Consider the following 17,339-nt stretch of genomic DNA (forward strand, 5'->3'; position numbering starts at 1 on the left):
GGGATATTCAATGAATTGGGACACTTTATGGAATGGCGGACCGTCGTTAACTCCCTTGGAGATTTTCTTAAGAGTGACGATTCTTTACTTTAGCATTGTCGTTATGACCCGATTGATGGGTCCGCGGCAGGTTGGAATTGTTTCGGCATTCAATTTTATCACACACGCGGGTATGGCTCATGTGGCGACGTCCCGAATGGTCAACCCGGAATCTTCACTTACCGCGGCGCTAGTTATCATTGCTGTGGCCTATTCCTTGAGTCTGCTGCTTTCGATGATCGACTATAGATTTCCTTCGTGGGTAGGCACAAGCCCCGTACCCTTAGTACAAAACGGTCAGATTCTACAGAAAAATTTAAAAAGGGCTCAAGTAACGATGGATGATTTATTGGCCCAGCTTCGCCTAAAAAAAGTGCATAACTTATCTGATGTTGCTGCTGCCGTGCTTGAACCGATGGGAGAACTTAGTGTAATCAAAACCCCGGAATCCTCCCCGATAACGAGAAGTATGTTGAAACTTCCGGATACACCGACTGGAATGGGGACCGTGCTCATCTACGATGGCAAAGTAGAACGGCAGCATCTGTATGCGCTGGGATTAAAGGAGCACTGGCTGAAAAAGGAAATTGCCAAGAAAGGATTTTCTGTTTCTCAAGTGTTATTGGCAACACTTGAATCGACAGGCAATATCCATGTAAGCGTTCAAAACAATTTAAATTAATCATGAAAAAGAGAACCGAGGAGGATGACCATGCTTTCAGAACAGGAAATCTTGAACAATGCGTTTAAAGACATGCTTTTTCATGAGCAGGTACTGGCTAACAAGCTGGCCGAGTTGCATCAAGAAATAACGGAGCCTCAAATTCAGAAGTTGTTTCAGGGCATGGAGATGGCGGCACGCACCCGCCAAAACATGTTGACGCAAAAAATGAGCGGATTTGGCATTGTATAGCCTGGAGGATCAGCTATGAATAAACTCGATAAAATGCACGATATTCTGGAGACCGAAATGGCACATCAAATGCTGTACAACAAATACATGATGCAGATCACGAATGCGGAGACCAGACAACTCTTCACCCAATTCCGGGACGAACATATGAAGCATGTTACCCAGATACAGCAGCAAATTCAGGAATTTCTGAAACACCCGACTAACCTGCAATAAATTTTTCACAACTGGGAATTCTAAACAAGGACGAAAAGGAGGTGACAATCTTGGCGACTAAACAAGAAATTCAGCAATGCATCACCGATTGCACGAACACGGCCAATATGCTGCGTACAGCTACAAATGCCATCCCTAAAGCTGCTATAAGAGACATGACGACGTTTGGGGCTGTTCATATCGAAATGTGTATTCGTCAATGCGAGCATGCCGCTGAGCATGCGCAGTAACAACCAATTCCTTTATAGAGAGGTGTATGAATATGGCAGCTAATCCTGCTAACGATATACAGCAATGCATTCAGAAGTGCCAACAAACTGCCGGTCAACTTCGCAGCTTGGCCAATCAGGAAACGAATCCGATGGTGAAGATGATGTTGAATGAAGGGGCGCATCATCTCGACCTTTGTCTTGTTGAGTGCCAATATTCACTGCAAGAACTGCAAACTCCCGCGATGGCTTGACTGGTGACGTAAATGACGGTATCAACTAAATTGCAACAAACAGTCGCAAGTGCGGAATCGGTTATGGCAAATCTGAAGTCGTTCGCATTGGAAACTCAGGATCAAAATGCAAAACAAATGTTTCAATCCATGGCACAATCGCAGAAAACGATCGTTGACTCCCTGAATGCGCGGCTTCAATATGTCCAAAGCCAGGAACCCCAGTACAAGCAATAATGGGCACAAACAAGTGGCACCCGATTTCCCACGGTGTCACTTGTTTTGTTTATTTCTTTTAATCAACCTTGACATGCACAGTGGAATAGGCGTTATAACCGTATCCCTTTCGGTTCCATCTTGCTTCTGGCGGTTGAACAAAACCGATCGAATCTGTTGCCCTGGACATGATCGTGTATTCCCCTTTTTTGGGGGCGGCCCATATATAGCTCCAAAAGGTCCAACTATACGGATTTCCGGGGTATTTTTGAATGGCGGCCTGTTCCCATCGTTCTCCACCATCTATACTAATTTCAACATTTGTAATGAATCCGGTTCCCGTCCAAGCTATTCCGTACAATTGATGCATCCCCGTGGTCAATACACTCCAGTTTAACGGCTGCTGAATGATGGAATTGACATGGATCGTCGTAACGGGCATTTTCCCCGCATCACTGTCTTTTGCCGGATAATATACATAATCAATATCTTGGTAAGGCCCGTTAAAATGAGTCTCAATGACAGTAATACTTCGAAGCCATTTGACGGAGGCCATCGCGTACCACTGGGGAACAATTAATCGAAGCGGATAACCTTGCTTGTATGGAATCGGTTTCCCGTTCAGTGCATAAGCAATTAACGTATCCGGATGCAAGGCTTTCTCCAAAGGTAGGCTTCTTGCAAACATGAACTCGCCTTCAAGATCGGTACGTTTCCCGTAATCGTGTCCCTCAAACACGATTTCCTTTGAGGCCGCATGCAATCCGGTCAACTTTAGCAAATCTCTTAAAGGGGCTCCTCTCCATACGCCCTGGCTAATGGCTCCTCCTTCCCATTGTTCACCATAAACTCTCGGTCGAAAATGTCCTCTGTTGTTTCCGGAGCACTCTAAAACAACCGTCATTTCTTTTGACGGCATACGGAGTAAATCTTGATAATGGAAGGTCAGAGGTCTCTTCACTTCTCCACCTATTGAAAGCAAGAACGACTGCTCGGATATAACTGGATAGGGAAAATGATTTCTTCTATAAAAGTACTGTTCCGGTGTAATCGCCGCGGAAATAAAATGGATTGGAGCTTCTTGATTCTCCGGGATCAATCTTCGAGTAACAAGATAAGGCTTTATGTCCGGTAATCGCAATGTTACCACCCTATGGTCGATATTTGGCATTCATCTACATAGATCTATATGATGGATATGTATAGTGCATGATCAAAGGCGCGAAAAATTTCGCGCCTCCTCCTTTAACACCCGCAACCGCAACCGCGATTTTCATCTCCTGCTCGTTTCTCTTCCTTGGTTTCCTTTTGATGCTGAGCGACACTTCCGTTTTTCACTTTGTTTTCATTTCGTTTTACCATTTCAAGTCACCTCCTCCTTATTAGTATCCGTAAGAATCGTTCTTATCATTTGGAGTCCGAAGCTGAAGGTCGGCCACATTTGCCTTAACATTCCGAAGAAGCCTCCCCCTCTGAACCCAGTATCTTGCTGTCCCTCTCCATCCGCGCCGGCAGCGATCGGATTGAAAGCGCCGACTGCGTTTGAGGCAGGTGAATTGAACGCACCGCCGCCTCCAAACAAAGAATCCATAAATCTGGAGATTTTGACTTGGCGCTTGGAGCGGTCCGACGGACTCACTTTCCTGCGGCCCTTCCACTAGGCACAATTAAAAGCCGATAATCCTTGTTCCAGAAGGGAATCGGCTTTTAATTTATCTAATGCTCGGAATGCATTAGTGTTCCCGTAAAATGATTTCTTCTTCAATTTGAACTTGGGTTTCATATCCGATTGAATCGAAGTTCCCATATACGTAAGCGTGCATATAGGGCGGCTGAGTAGATTTCTTTGCGGGATTCAAATATCGTAAATAATTCTGCACCGCTTGAGGAATTTTATTCCGATCAATGAGAAGCAAAGGAGCATGCTTGCCGAGATGAGAAAATAAACCGGAGATGACGCCAAGCTGCCAGTCAGTCGTCGGAACGATTGAAAACGCATCTCCCCTCCCCGGTTGATCTCGATTCCATCCCACCCCCGTATGCGGATCAAAAAAACGGGAAAAGTTGACAGAAATCTCATATGGAGAAGCCCCGGGTATCCGTACGACATTTCCCTTCATATTAGTACGGATTTGGGTTTCCACCTCTCGAGAAATAACCGATTCTGAACCGAATATATAGACGTTCAGGGTAGGGTGTTCCATAAAAAACCGCTCCACTTCATACGGTAACTCCATCCTCTTGGATAATAAGATGGGAAGCCCTTCATGCATCGCATAACCCACCGCAGCCATACCTTCCGCAAATACTTCTCCCGACAAAAGAAATACATTTTTCCTGCCTTGCTCTGACATAGGCGGATAGGTCAAACGATACTTTGATACGGCTGCAGAAGTTTCATACGGGTTTGCATTTCCAATGCGCAAAGTAGTCAACCCTGTCGCTTTAAGCTGTTGTTCAACGATTTCACTAACCGGTCCGATTAACAATGTTTGTGCATGGACACCTTTTCCTGGTGGTGACAGTCGGATAATCTCTTTGCGTAGTTCCTCCGTCAGTCTCTCGGGAACGAGAATTACAGGTGCGTTATTCGGATGGTGAACAAGTGAAGACGCAGTAAATGCAAATGGGAATGAATGAACTGGAGCGATAACAAGCGAATTGGGACTCCAAGGAACAGTACTCCTGGGAAACCCGGGATATGCCATCTGTAGAGAATTAATCATCTCCCCAAATTCGTGTAGTATCCACTGTATTTCCGCTAAACATTAGGTTCACCTCATCCATAGCCTATGCTTTTTTTATGGGCATGGTTCCAAAACTTTAACAGCCTCCCATGGGCAAGTCAAAAGTAATCAAATATGGGCGCACACTTACTAACGCATGACAGTAGACTATATGGAAAAATAAATTGTATAGGTTCACTTTGTATGTACAGTTTTCCGCCAGCGGATGGTCACAGAGAACAGTTCTGAATAATGTGCAGTTGCCATGATACCTAATCGCTAATATCGCAATTCAGGATCAATTGTTTGTATTTCACTTGTCGTCTTTTTTAGGCTCTTGCCCATTATTGCCTATTTAACATTCCTTTGAATAGGCAACTGCATAGGATACAAGGTAAACAATGAAATCATGAGAGGCGAGGAATGAATATGTACCTTAAAGCATGCTATCATAATCCATGGCATCTAATGCATAACAAGTGGAATGGAAATTACTGGAATTATGATTGGAATCCTCAACATTACAATCGGTACAATAGCAACTGGAGTCCTTATTATGGAAACATTAAATTAGGAGATTATGGATCAAGGCCGTTTGTGGTGAATATTGATCAAGCCACTAAGCAAAACAATACTTACCGCACCGCTTTATGGACAGGGAAACACCTTCAAGTCACTCTGATGAGTATTAATGTTGGAGATGACATTGGATTAGAAGTTCATCCGACAACTGATCAATTCATACGTATTGAAGAAGGTCAGGGATTTGTTCAAATGGGTGATAGCAAAGATAGATTAGATTTTCAAGAAATGGCCTATGATGACTATGCTATTATGATACCTGCCGGAAAATGGCATAACGTAACTAATACGGGTAATACTCCACTAAAAATTTACGTTATCTATGCGCCGCCTCAGCATCCATATGGTACGGTTCATGAAACAAAAGCAATTGCCATGTCTGCGGAAGAAAACCGACATTACTATTTAACCGAGTGAGAAATAATTGATGGGGATGAAAGCTTGAGCCACTGATCCATACGCACCGGAAAGCGGGTAAAGTCCTGCTCCTGGAAGTCTTCAGCCCCCGTTTGCACAGCGGTCAGGAACGATTGTACGTCATGCTCAATTTGGTACAATCCTTCTTCCAGCTTCACCTGCTGCTTTACCGTCGGCGTGCCGATCCATACCCTCGGCTCATGGGTGCTGACATCCGGCGTCACCACGGCCCCCGCATGGGAAGCCACCCGCTGAATAAAATCCCAGTCGGTCTCTTCGTACTGGAGCAGCAGATCGCCAATCGAAGCTCCGTGCTCAAAGAAAAAGGTCTATCTTTGTACGCTCTCTACAAACCTGGATTCCCGCCAAAATTATAACGAGGTTGGGGGCGGCACTTCTAAGGCTTCATAAAGTTCCATTTGCCGTTTGGTGATCTCGCCAAATTGCACCTCACATCCCGGCCGTTCATAACATTCAATGACATCGAGTTCATCCAGCAGTCCCTGCAGGGTATATCGCTGGAACAATTGCTTCTCTTGCATGACTTTCTTGATGTAAGACAAATAAATCAGGGCCACAAACTCGACAAACAGTTTTCCGTCCAAGCTCCGCTCGGAAGAAACCTCCATCCGGCGAAAGTTGAGGCGATCTTTCAAATTTCCAAATGCTTTCTCAATCACATCTTTATTACGGTAGGTAGACAACGCTTGGATCGGATCTTTGATCTCATTGCTGAGAAGCGCGAAATACCCATTGTTGCTCGCCGCTGCATCGATCGCTTCCTGTTTGGGCTTGATGCTCACTCCACGTTTGGGCGTGGCCTTCACTTCAAAGTATTTGGCATACATCTTTTCATGGGCAGGATCGCGTTTTCCACTCTCCAATTCTTGCTTCAACTTGGTCAGCAACCGATTGAGCTTGTTTGCCTCATCCGCTTCTTTTTCTTTGTTGAAGTACAGGTGCAGATACGCCCTGCGCTCTTCTTTCACCACATCCTTTTTGTAAGGCCGACTCTGCTCATACTGCCAGGTGATCGTAGTCGAGTAGGCATGCAAATTATGATCGGGATGGAAGGTTTCCCATTTGTGCAACTGCGGCTTCGCGGCTTCCAGTTCCTGCTGCACGTATTTCAGTGTGACACGTACCCCAATGAGGAATTTAAGATGATGCTGGTACATCGCGTTGACGTTCGCCTCACTGTAAAATCCGCGATCCATGACCAGCTTGATCTTCTTGTACGTAAAGAAATCCAAGTCTGCCAGCAGCTTTTTCATCGTCTGGACATCCGTAATGTTGCCCGGGAGCTTGCGGTAATAGAAAGGCAAATTAGACTGTTCCCCGAATAACAAAGCCAAATTCAATTGAGGCAAAAGATCGTGTTCCTTGTTCTTCCCATATTTGACTTGCTTCAAGCTTTCGGAGTAGCTGGATAACGTCGTGGTATCGTATGCCCAATATTCCTGCTCGGCTCGGCGGCGGCTCTGTAAACGAAAGAAGCGTTCACGGGCTTCTTCGGTAATCGAGGCAAAGAAATCGCTGCTGCGCTGGGACGGAATCTCTTTCCCATACGGATGACAATGGGTCAATGCCCATTTGGAAAATCGCATCAGCGGGTTATGATCTTCCAAAATCAAGTAGAAGGCAATGGATAGAAGCTGTTTATCGCATTCAGGAAAACATTGTTTCAAGTCTGCCGTAATGCCGAGCTTATCCCCGATGGCGTCGAGCAAATAGGTAGCCCCAGCGTAGAGACGTTTCGTCTCGGTTGCAGGAACAGGGCCGGGCTTGCGTGCGGGTTCTGGCTCCGCAAGTCTTTTGGATGGAAGCAGTTCACCGGTATGCGGGTCCAGTTTGCCAATGCAAACGCGGCGACTGCGGGATTGTTGTTTGGCTTTATCCCAGTAGTTCTCGGACTCGTAGACGTATGTAATGCCGTTCTTTTTATTCTTCAGATAGACCAATGCCATGTGTAATCTCCCCATTCCACGTTATAATTATAACGTGGAATGGGGAGATTTGCCAAGGTTTTTCGATAAAAAAGCCCGAGGCTACAAGGTTTTCACAGATTCCTCGTTATAATTTCGCGGGAATGCAGGTACAAAGTAGACCTTCATAAATTTTAACTAATACAGGTACATTGATATTTCTGGATTATGCTGAAGAGTCACGAAAATTGCCAAAAACCTGCAACTGGATTTTGGATCTCATCACTTATTATTTGGGCGAATATATACAAAGCTCCAAAACCAAAAGGATAATTGTAGTTCCCTTTAAGCAGAGCATCCGGATAACCATCTTCATCTACTTGGAACAAAAAATCAAATGAGTCTTCCCTTATTTTCGAAAAATAGTACTCCTTATCTTGAATAAGTCTCGGGGCTCCACCAAATTTAATGAGAAAAGATTGATCCCTAGATTCTTTGTCGTTGATTAGTTCACCATCTGTAATGGAATGTTTTATAAGTCCTGGGTGATTAAAAAAATCTTTGGTGCTTTCTGTTGTCGTTGGATGCTCAATAACCTGAATCGAACAATTGGGATAAATATTGTTTTCTAGATACTCCTCAAAATCAGAGGGGATGAAAACGGAAAACATTCGGCTACTTTCAAATGGATTAACCAAACTTAAATAAAAATAATGTTTGTTTCCATTTTTGTTTACTATTTCAGACTTGTCGTCAAAGAACAATGGCGCTCTTCCGCCTATCCAACTTGTGCAAGTTTCAATAGGCAGGCTTGCTTGAAAAACCATACACTGGGTTCTTTCTTCGAAAACTTTCTTGAAATTAGTCATGGACATTTTATGAATCCATGTGCTTTTGCATGTGCAATTGCTTGATTTCTTAAATCCATTACTTTATCAGTAGCAAATGCTTTTGCTTCCAAAGGATCCATTCCCCTCTCTATTAATCCTTCCATAATTGCGCGCCTTGCAATTGCGGCATTACGATTAATATTTTTTAGAGCGCTTTGCTTAGTTAATACATCTTTCTTTAAAAGGTTATTCGGATTTTATGGTGGGAATTAGGATTATAATTTCCAGTATTGTACCCAACCCTAACAATTATGGAGATCGAGAAAAGTGGTTCCTGTAACCGTTGACAGATATCTTTCCAGTTTTACCCTTGTTACTGTGAGAGGCGTGTAAATCATCACTCTTATATCGGGATCATTGGGGGCTTGGAGGGTAATATGCTCAAACTCCAAGTGTCCCATTATAGGATGTTCCATTTCTTTATGTCCTTCAAGAGAACTGGGAACTTCGTGAAGCGGCCATAACTGGTTAAACTCAGGATTTTCCCGTTTAAGATCTTCGATTAATCCCTCGAACGACGAGTTTTCAACATAGCGAGCTCTTGCAGTATGGAACTCCGCTACTACCCCCCGTGCGAGCTGTTCCCAATCTCGAAAGCGTTCCTTCCTTGCTGGGCTGGTGAAAAGACGCCAGATTAAATTGAAATCATGAGGCGGCGACGGTTGGGAAATAGAGAAAACCTCATTTGCAGCTTTATTCCATGCCAGAAAGTCCCACCGTCTTCCTAAGACATATGCAGGAGTCAGATTGAGGTCATCTAACATCCTTTGGAGTGCTGGTTCGATAATTTCTTCGGGAGGAAACAAGTGAGGAGGCAGCGATTCTCCGGCGAGAAGAAAAAGATGACGGCGTTCATTGGGACTGAGTCTGAGAGCCAAAGCAAGACTTTCCAGCACTTGCACCGAGGGATGTACATCACGTCCTTGCTCCAACCACATGTACCAAGAGGTGCCGATATTTGCAAGCTGTGCTACTTCTTCGCGGCGTAACCCATGTGTTCGGCGGCGAGTGCCATGTGGTAATCCAACATCATCAGGAGAAAGGCAAGCCCTCCGTTTACGTAAAAAATCACCGAGAGCAGAGCGACGCTCGCTATCGTTCATCTCAACCCCTCCTCATCCTAGTACTCAGAAACCTATGATTAAGCAACCTCTAGTCTTAAGGTTTTTTAATAAGTATACTCATGCATAGCAAGTGAATCAATCTAACAAGAAGCTTGGGGGGATAAATGGACGGACCGACATTTCCTTCAAAAATGACAAATAAAACATCAATACTGCGGTAACTCTGATACAATCTAACAATACGGCAAAAAGGAGAATTCATATGACAACAATACATCCCAATAACTCAAACGCCACGGGACAATTGCTGGCCAATAAGGTGGCACTGATTACAGGTGCCAGCCGGGGAATCGGCGCCGCCGCGGCCAAGCAGTTCGCGCTGGAGGGTGCCACAGTGACGCTTGTCGCGAGAACGGAATCGGATCTGCGCAAAGTAGTGGATGAAATTACAGCGGAAGGCGGAAGTGCCGACTACGTTATAGCCGATCTTGCAGACGCGAAAAGTATCGAACAGGCGGTCCAGACGACGGTCGAGCGGCATGGCCGCCTCGATATCGCATTCAATAACGCTGGTATTGCCATCGGCTTATCACCGATGATTGATGAAAAGGAAGAAAACTTCGACCTTAACCACTCCGTGAACTACAAGGGAGTCTGGTTATCGATGATTGCCGAAATCAAGGCCATTCTCAGCACTGCCGGTTCCGGAGCTATTGTCAATAACAGCAGCGTCGGTAGCTTTAGAGGCAATCCGGGTCTGGCTGCGTACGGAGCAGCCAAACGGGCGGTCAATAGTCTCACCGAAACTGCCGCTATTGAGTACGGACCTATGGGCATTCGCGTAAATGCTGTTGCACCTGGCACCACCATGACCGAGATGATCCAGAGATGGGTTTCTCAAGATCCTACAATTCTCGAAAAACTTAACTCCATTACACCTCTTCGACGCGCCGCCGATCCGAATGAGGTGGCGCAGGCGGCTGCTTGGCTCCTGAGCGATCGTGCCTCCTATGTGACAGGAGTCGTACTACCGGTTGACGGTGGTGCAAGGGCGTGATCCTATGGATCTACAATGTTAATCCCATAAGAACCACACAGCCCTATGTCCTCAAAATGGATGTAGGGCTTTTTTTTAGTAAACCATTTTTCCCGTAACCATTTTCTTAAAATACTGGATTTCGGCTTTCGCTCATTCCACCACAAAATCCGAATACCCCTTTAAAAGACCATATTTACTTTGTAATGAATATATTCGTTTATGAAGTGGCTTTTCAACTAACGCTATTGCTGGATTTTTTCTTGACAATTGTCCAGTACCACGAGTAACACCTGAATTATGCTTCAACCAGGCATTTTGCAAAAGTTCATAAGCTGAATATCCATCCTTTAAATGCAGCGAACTACCATAAGGGGCTATTTCAAATTCTTTTAATAGCCCAAACACATCAACCCACACATTCGGATCGTGCACATAACCGAATAGTACCATTCCGCTGTGAAATACAATCAGGTCCGTCTGCGTGTGCATTCCCTCGTGCGGTGAAGATTGTAATACAGTTCTGTTTCTTTTCAACCTTTTACTGACCTGGATACCGGAAAGGAAAGCTTTGGAATTGCCTTTAAGTCATACATTATTATTGATTCTATATAGGTGAGCAGTTTGCTGTATAAAAAAACAGGTCTACCCCATGCGAGCATGCATAAAATAGACCTGTTTTATAAGATTATCAAAATAATTGTAGCTTATTGGAAATCAATATCTGCTAACGGAAACTTCTCTTTTAAACCTTCTTTCACTTCTTCCGATAAAGGTTTTTTACAATCAATGATATGAATGCTCTCAAGAGTCGGAATTTGAAGTAAGACTTCCGAATGCTCCATTCTTGTACAATTCACAAAATAAACTTCTTTCAATGGTAAATCTACAATTAACTGTAGATCCAAGTATTCACGATAACCATTAATGTGCAGTACTTCCAAACTAGAGATTTCACCTATTTTTTCAAACGAAAACCCTTGATCAAATCCCCCCAGCTTTAGCATCTTTAGATCTAAGTCCTGCAGGGCGGAAAACACATCATGCTTTCGGACATAATGTAAATGAGCCGTTGTTAAGTGAGCAAAACCTCGCAAGGTATCCAGCGTTTTCCCTTTCTTATCTATATAGCACTCAATCCATTGCAATGCTGGAAACGTAATTGGCGAAATCCCTCCTAAATCATACCTCTCATCAAAATCAAGAAAACTAAAAAATTCAATATTTGGTAGAATATGATCTGAACTCCATGTAAATTCTTTATATCTATTCAGAAGTTCCTTGTTAAAAAAATCCAGAATACTTATCGCTTTAACATTTGCAGAAAGCAAAACCTCTAGAGGTAAATAATCGTTGCAAAGCCGTATAGATTGAAGAGAATATACATTCGATAGAAATTTAGTCAAGTAGCCTCGAACAGCTTCACTGTTCTCTTCCCACACCCAGAGTGCAGATGGCTTTAATTCATCTAATCTCTCTATAAGCTCTTCCTCATTTAAGTGAATAAAACCATCTCGAAGCAATTCTTTGTCCCCGAGCAAAATTTTCGAACCCTTAGGCAACAGATAGTTGTTACGTAATTTTCCGAAGTAATCTATCATGTTTTACACCTCACTCTAGGTTTTGATGAAGCTCCGTGCTTTTTAATTTCATCAATATTTCTTTGTTTTTTTCTTTTACTTTCAGGAGGCCTCTTTTCATCGTTTAACATATCGAATCCCCCACGAAGTTGTTTCTCGTATTCGATTTGTTCAAAGTGCCTTAAAATACGATTAATATTCTTCCATTTATTCGCAGTACCCAAATCAACCTCAACAAATTCAACTATAACGTCTTCATGGCTAAAAGTTTTTGAGCTTTGCCATGGCCGATATTAGAAATCCTCTCAAACATGTTAATACTACTTCCAACATATGATTGACCTAATAATTCACTTACTAAAATATATATACCTGATTTTTTTGGTAATGAGGCAGGCGCTTTTATCCAACCAAATGGATCAATCCAGCTATTCAGATCATGTACATACCCATACAACACCATCCCGCCATTGAGCCCAATCGGGTCCTTCTGAGTATACATGCCCTCATGCGGCGAATAGTAGCGGAAACGGTTATAGTACAGCCCCGTTTCGTCATCCTCATACTGTCCGGGATAACGGAATGGACATGCGCCACGCTGACCTTGGAGTTCAAAATTCTGAACCTTCCCGTAGATGTCCATCTCACACGCCCAGACCCGTTCGCCTGTCTCGCTGTACATCTCCACAGGTGTTCCTAAATGGTCCGTGACGATGCTGTACTGACCTTCGGCTGTTAGTTTCGCTGCTGGGCTGAACGTGCCGTCTTCGAACACCCATGTGGTAAGCTCTTCCGGTTGTTCTTCTTTCCACTCATGCAGGATATTATTCCCATCCCACACAAAGAATGTCTTGACCCCATCATACACTTTTTCGATCCGTCTTCCTAGCGGGTCATACGTGAACGTCACTTCTTTGCCATCGGGCCGCACGACTTTGCTCATCATGCCGTTGCCGTAGTATTCGTAGCGCCAATGCGTGCCGTCTGGCTCGATTTTCTCAACCAGATTGCCTTCTTCGTCGTAACTGTAATGCGTTCCTTCAAATTCCAGCAGACGTCCGCCCGGACCGTATGCCCGGTCGGTTTTGTGGCCGCTGCTGTACAAGTTGCCCACATCATCGGCCATGCGGAAGATCTTGCCGAAGGGATTCGTTGCGCCGATCAGGTTGCCGAAATCATCATAGTTATACTGGGTTTTGTGTCCGGTCAGTTCGTTCACCATCGACTTCAGACGGTAGTTGACGTTCCATTCGTATCTTCTCTTGCGGCTTTCTCGTCCGCCTATCTTGACGCTGTGCTGCTCAGGCCGTCCGGCTTCATCATACCGCCACTCACTGACCACGCCGCCGGGCAGCAGCCGCTCGATTTCCTGTCCCAGCGCATTGTAGGTCATGTGGGCGGTCCATGGGGAATCCATTCCCGAAGAAGCGTTGCTCCCGCCGTCCCGCTGGGCCTGCATCCGACTTACTTGCCCCAATAGATCACGATCCATGGTGATATGAGCGCCCAGGCTGCTGCTTACTACCGTCCGGTTACCCACTTCATCATATTGGCTGGCTATCCAATGCTGATCGCGCCATTCCCTGGCCACACGACCCGCCGTATCACGCTCCAGCTTGACGGTCGTGAAAGGGTTGTTGGTCTCCATTAGTTCCCCGATGCGGTTATACCCGAACATCTCCACCAGGCCGTCACTGTATTCCGCTTTGGTCACGCGGCCCATGAGGTCATGGTTGTAAGCCGTCCATCTGCCGCCTGGTCGTTCCACCTTCTGCAATAAACCGCCTGGACTTCGTACATATTGTCTTTGGATTCCGTCGAATCCCGTTTCGCGAACGATGTTTCCATTTGCATCGTGATCCAGCACATAGCGCTCGCCGCGCTCATTGATCACTTCGGTCAGTTCTTCTTCGCTGTTATAGGCAAGCTCGATGCGTTTACCCTTTTCTTCGCGCCACGTCAATTTCCCAAGCGGGGTATAGCCAAACGCTACGCGGTGCTGGTTATCTTCTGCCAACACAACTTCCTCATACGCATTGTATTGCAGCCGGATCACATTGTCGTCCGGCAGCTCGGCGCGCACGACCCGCCCCAGCGCATCGTACACAAACGTTTGCTTCGCTCCGAGCGGATTCGTCTCCTGCACACATTCCCCTCGATGGTTGTACGTCCACTTCCCGCTTGTACCATCGGGCAGAGTGACCTGAATCAGGTTCTCTTGCTCATCATAGGCGAGCTTCGTTACCGCGCCCTGCGGGCTCTTCACTTCGCTGATCCGATGACGCTCGTCATAGGCAAAGAGGGTCGCCGTTTGGTCGGCCCCCGTTATTTTGCTAACCCGGCCCTGTTCGTCGTATTTCCAAGTTCGGATGCCGCCCTCGGGGTCGGTCACTTGCGCCAGCCGTCCGGCTGGGTCGTAGGTAAAGCGCCATATGCCTTCATCCGGCTGTATGTCCTCAACCAGCCGTCCGAACTCGTCATACCCATACCGCGTCACTCGGCCATCCGCATCTGTTTCGCTCACCACTTCCCCCAGCTCACTGTACGCATATTCCACGACACCGCCTAGCGGATCGACGACCCGGGTACAATAATACTCCGGGGTATAGTCATACCTTGTCACATACCCTTGGCTGTTGGTCGTTTCATTCCATCCGTCATGGTAGGCGATTCGTCCTTCCAAGAGTCCGTCGTCCCCATACGTATGGACACAGCGCGCTCCTGTTGTCGGGCCGTCATAGCGCCAGTGGAAGCTGTATCCGTTGCGGTCTTTCTTCCTGAGCATCAGGTGCCCGTCATAGAACATCTCGGTCGTCTGTCCTAGCGCATCCGTCACCGCAGCAAGATCGCCGGCTTCGTTGTACCGGTACTGCACCAATACCTCGCGCTGTTCACTGGAGGCGTTGTTTGGATGGGGGTGGTACACATGGATGACTTTCACGATCCGTCCGGCTTCGTCGGTCTTAATCTCCAGCACCCGGCCTACGCTGTCGGTTACCTGCTGCAAGTAGCCGCGCGCATCATAGGTGAAGACAATCCGACGGCCAAACTCATCCTCGATGCGGGTCAGACGGTACGGCCTGGCTGCTTCCTCCTGCGGTGAAGCCTGCTGAACATCACCTTTCTGCGGAAGCGGTTTGTTTATGCGATACCCAAGGCCCCGTATCTCCTGCGACTCTTCTGCTGTCCTGCGCTGGACCTCTGCCGTCTTCATCGCTCCCGTTGGACGATTGACTGCGATCACAGACTCGAAGACATACGTCAGGCGGCTTTCTTCTTCCACCATCGCATATCCGGTTCCCTCGCGGCGCAGGGTGAGCCGTTCTTTCGGGTTCCGCGTTTCCATCAAGCCCCGGTGCAAGCGCTCAAATCCGGCTGCTCGCCCATCCGCTAACAGCACGCCGATGCAGTCGTCCAGCACCTCCAGCCGCATATCGAAGCTGTGATGCACGCCATGACCGAGCAAGCCCCGGTGACCGCTGTCGCTGATCCAGCGCCGATCCCATTGGAGCGGCAGCGGACCCGGAAAGGCAAAATCGGTCGCCTCGCTCATCATCCGTCCGGTGATCAGATCGACCGGTTCGAAGCCCCATTTACAGAAACGGTCCCCAAGGCCCTTGGTACACTCGAATTTCTTCAACACTTTATGGTTGAACTTGGTAAGCGCCTTCTTCGCGCCAGATTTCTCCAGCGCCTTGTCAAGCAGCGCCTTGCTCTTCTCCGCCAGCTTCTGCTGCATCGCGGTCAGTTTCTTGGCCAGCAGGTCCTTCAAGGCATCGGCCTGGCCCTTCAGCTTCCGCGCTCCAGTCAGCACTTTGTTCAGTGAGTTTTTGCCGAACAGAACAGCCCTTTTTTGCTGCGGCCCGGCCGATTTTCCCGGCCATTTTCCCCGCAAGCTTACCTCCTGCTTTCACCGCCGCCTTGGCCGCTACCTTCGCCGCACCCTTCGCCGCCAGCTTCGCTGCGCCAAACGCCGCGCCCCCGAAAGGCAGCATCGTGCCGATGGATAACGCCGCCCCGAAAAAGTCGCCCCGGCAGAGGCTCACGATCGCGCTTGCCGCTCCCGCGATGACGCCAAGTCCCGGCACCATGCTCAGTACATCCAGCGCGGTGCCCAGCTTCTCCAGGAAGCCGTCCCGCTCCTTGTCGCTTTTGGCTTGCTCCGCCTCCGGATTGCTTAAGGGCTCGAAGGATTGCCGCTCGCTTCCCTCCATCGTCACCTCCGGCCCTGTCACATCGGTCGTGTCGTTTAAGATCAGGCTGCTTTGTCCGCCGGCGATCCACAGCTCTTCTTCCGCTTCCGCCCGAAACGTCTTCAGCTCGCTAAAGGCCAGCTCCTGTTCCGCCGTCAACACGATGTCTTTGTCGCTTTGCAGCGTGATGCCGCCTTCTTCCCCGATGGTGACGAATAGCGCGCCTTCCTTCGCCGTAAACGAAATATCTGTCGTTCCCAGCTCAAATTCCTTCCCCCCGCCGGTAGCAAACGATTTGACGGTGGAGTCGGCCATTTTCTTGTTTGCTTTCTCCGCCGCCTCCCCTTGTGGGGAGAACGGGGTGCGGACCGACTGGATCAGCATCGCGTCCGCTTCCTCATTGCTCGGGAAATACAGCTTGATCCTCGAGCCGATTGGCGGCATGGCGTGAAAGATGTGGCTCGTTGGGGAGGAATATGGAAACCAGACCGCTTCCTGCTCCGGTTGGTCTTCGTCGATATCCAGATGCACCTTCGCTTTCTTGACTCCGATGGCGAGGATGCGCCCCTCCATGGCCAATCCTGCCAGGTTTTCGTTGTAGCGCTTATTTTGGCGAAGTCCTGCGGGCGTCGTACACAAGTATGTAAACTCCAACATCCCTTTGTTCAGTTGGCCTTCTACCCCCGCGACCACAAACCGGCGTCCGGCCGCTTCTACTTCGGACCCAAGCTCGAGCCACTGATCCATTCGCACCGTAAAGCGGGTAAAGTCCTGCTCCTGGAAGCCCTCGACCCCCGTTTGCACAGCGGTCAGGAACGACTCTACGTCATGCTCAATCCGGTACAATCCTTCTTCCAGCTTCACCTGCTGCTTTACCGTCGGCGTGCCGATCCATACCCTCGGCTCATGGGTGCTGACATCCGGCGTCACCACGGCCCCCGCATGGGAAGCCACCCGCTGAATAAAATCCCAGTCGGTCTCTTCGTACTGGAGCAGCAGATCGCCAATCGAAGCTCCGTGCTCAAAGGCATCGATTTAAAGGAATTGGCCGCCGGGATACAATAATTTAAAAAAGATAAAAAACAGGCCTATCTCATGCT

General features: G+C 47.4%; 20 protein-coding genes. 8 read left to right on the top strand and 12 right to left on the bottom strand.

Going from position 1 to position 17,339, the window contains the following annotated elements:
- The first annotated feature begins 10 nt into the window (after nt 1-10).
- From PDUR_RS18235 to PDUR_RS18260, 6 genes are read left to right on the top strand one after another with little or no spacing between them, the layout of a single operon-like run.
- On the top strand, nt 11-721 hold the full coding sequence (locus PDUR_RS18235) for a DUF421 domain-containing protein (RefSeq protein WP_042207562.1): 711 nt from the start codon (nt 11-13) through the stop codon (nt 719-721).
- Nucleotides 722-751: 30 nt separating this feature from the next.
- Complete coding sequence (locus PDUR_RS18240; protein WP_042207563.1) at nt 752-952, top strand: hypothetical protein; 201 nt, start codon at nt 752-754, stop codon at nt 950-952.
- Between the two features lie 15 nt (nt 953-967).
- The gene (locus PDUR_RS18245; RefSeq protein ID WP_042207564.1) at nt 968-1,168 is read left to right on the top strand and encodes a ferritin family protein; all 201 of its coding nucleotides are present in this window, start codon (nt 968-970) and stop codon (nt 1,166-1,168) included.
- 50 nt (nt 1,169-1,218) lie between these two features.
- A complete protein-coding gene (locus tag PDUR_RS18250; RefSeq protein ID WP_042207565.1) occupies nt 1,219-1,398 on the top strand; it encodes a hypothetical protein in 180 nt (59 codons plus the stop codon).
- A gap of 32 nt (nt 1,399-1,430) precedes the next feature.
- Nucleotides 1,431-1,631: a hypothetical protein gene (locus tag PDUR_RS18255; RefSeq protein ID WP_042207566.1), complete on the top strand. Its 201-nt coding sequence runs from the start codon at nt 1,431-1,433 to the stop codon at nt 1,629-1,631.
- A gap of 12 nt (nt 1,632-1,643) precedes the next feature.
- Nucleotides 1,644-1,847: a DUF1657 domain-containing protein gene (locus PDUR_RS18260; RefSeq protein ID WP_042207567.1), complete on the top strand. Its 204-nt coding sequence runs from the start codon at nt 1,644-1,646 to the stop codon at nt 1,845-1,847.
- A 58-nt stretch (nt 1,848-1,905) separates the two neighbouring features.
- On the opposite strand, the gene PDUR_RS18265 is transcribed toward PDUR_RS18260, so the two are convergent.
- The 3 genes from PDUR_RS18265 to PDUR_RS18275 form a co-directional block, all read right to left on the bottom strand.
- Entirely contained in the window at nt 1,906-2,967 is a 1,062-nt protein-coding gene (locus tag PDUR_RS18265) for a sulfite oxidase (protein WP_233277393.1), read from the bottom strand.
- A 222-nt stretch (nt 2,968-3,189) separates the two neighbouring features.
- On the bottom strand, nt 3,190-3,465 hold the full coding sequence (locus PDUR_RS18270) for a hypothetical protein (protein ID WP_052410286.1): 276 nt from the start codon (nt 3,463-3,465) through the stop codon (nt 3,190-3,192).
- 94 nt (nt 3,466-3,559) lie between these two features.
- Nucleotides 3,560-4,552, bottom strand: a complete 993-nt coding sequence (locus tag PDUR_RS18275; RefSeq protein WP_081949581.1) for a cell wall-binding repeat-containing protein — start codon at nt 4,550-4,552, stop codon at nt 3,560-3,562.
- A gap of 429 nt (nt 4,553-4,981) precedes the next feature.
- Between PDUR_RS18275 and PDUR_RS18280 the strand changes: the two genes are divergently transcribed.
- On the top strand, nt 4,982-5,551 hold the full coding sequence (locus PDUR_RS18280) for a cupin domain-containing protein (RefSeq protein ID WP_042209491.1): 570 nt from the start codon (nt 4,982-4,984) through the stop codon (nt 5,549-5,551).
- On the opposite strand, the gene PDUR_RS18285 is transcribed toward PDUR_RS18280, so the two are convergent.
- The 5 genes from PDUR_RS18285 to PDUR_RS18300 all read right to left on the bottom strand — a co-directional run bounded on the left by PDUR_RS18285 (nt 5,536) and on the right by PDUR_RS18300 (nt 9,469).
- The gene (locus PDUR_RS18285; protein ID WP_042207571.1) at nt 5,536-5,799 is read right to left on the bottom strand and encodes a hypothetical protein; all 264 of its coding nucleotides are present in this window, start codon (nt 5,797-5,799) and stop codon (nt 5,536-5,538) included. The genes PDUR_RS18280 and PDUR_RS18285 overlap by 16 nt on opposite strands.
- Nucleotides 5,800-5,922: 123 nt before the next feature.
- Complete coding sequence (locus tag PDUR_RS18290) at nt 5,923-7,518, bottom strand: IS1634 family transposase (protein WP_042207572.1); 1,596 nt, start codon at nt 7,516-7,518, stop codon at nt 5,923-5,925.
- Nucleotides 7,519-7,715: 197 nt separating this feature from the next.
- Complete coding sequence (locus PDUR_RS18295) at nt 7,716-8,351, bottom strand: hypothetical protein (RefSeq protein WP_042207573.1); 636 nt, start codon at nt 8,349-8,351, stop codon at nt 7,716-7,718.
- Nucleotides 8,342-8,470, bottom strand: coding sequence for a hypothetical protein (locus PDUR_RS30115; RefSeq protein WP_269079190.1), 129 nt, complete (start codon nt 8,468-8,470; stop codon nt 8,342-8,344). Before PDUR_RS30115 ends, PDUR_RS18295 begins: the two co-directional genes overlap by 10 nt.
- A gap of 138 nt (nt 8,471-8,608) precedes the next feature.
- Complete coding sequence (locus PDUR_RS18300) at nt 8,609-9,469, bottom strand: helix-turn-helix transcriptional regulator (RefSeq protein ID WP_042207574.1); 861 nt, start codon at nt 9,467-9,469, stop codon at nt 8,609-8,611.
- A 223-nt stretch (nt 9,470-9,692) separates the two neighbouring features.
- Between PDUR_RS18300 and PDUR_RS18305 the strand changes: the two genes are divergently transcribed.
- Entirely contained in the window at nt 9,693-10,487 is a 795-nt protein-coding gene (locus PDUR_RS18305; protein WP_042207576.1) for an SDR family NAD(P)-dependent oxidoreductase, read from the top strand.
- A 132-nt stretch (nt 10,488-10,619) separates the two neighbouring features.
- Here PDUR_RS18305 and PDUR_RS28850 read toward each other — a convergent pair whose 3' ends face one another.
- From PDUR_RS28850 to PDUR_RS29885, 4 genes are all read right to left on the bottom strand, one after another.
- Entirely contained in the window at nt 10,620-11,003 is a 384-nt protein-coding gene (locus PDUR_RS28850) for a hypothetical protein (RefSeq protein WP_156130500.1), read from the bottom strand.
- Between the two features lie 170 nt (nt 11,004-11,173).
- Nucleotides 11,174-12,067, bottom strand: coding sequence for a hypothetical protein (locus PDUR_RS18310; RefSeq protein ID WP_042207578.1), 894 nt, complete (start codon nt 12,065-12,067; stop codon nt 11,174-11,176).
- 223 nt (nt 12,068-12,290) lie between these two features.
- Complete coding sequence (locus tag PDUR_RS18315; protein WP_330217267.1) at nt 12,291-15,785, bottom strand: DUF6531 domain-containing protein; 3,495 nt, start codon at nt 15,783-15,785, stop codon at nt 12,291-12,293.
- Nucleotides 15,745-17,193: a hypothetical protein gene (locus PDUR_RS29885; RefSeq protein WP_052410288.1), complete on the bottom strand. Its 1,449-nt coding sequence runs from the start codon at nt 17,191-17,193 to the stop codon at nt 15,745-15,747. Before PDUR_RS29885 ends, PDUR_RS18315 begins: the two co-directional genes overlap by 41 nt.
- Nucleotides 17,194-17,339 lie beyond the last annotated feature (146 nt).

Source organism: Paenibacillus durus (assembly GCF_000756615.1).
GTDB lineage: Bacteria > Bacillota > Bacilli > Paenibacillales > Paenibacillaceae > Paenibacillus_AQ > Paenibacillus_AQ durus.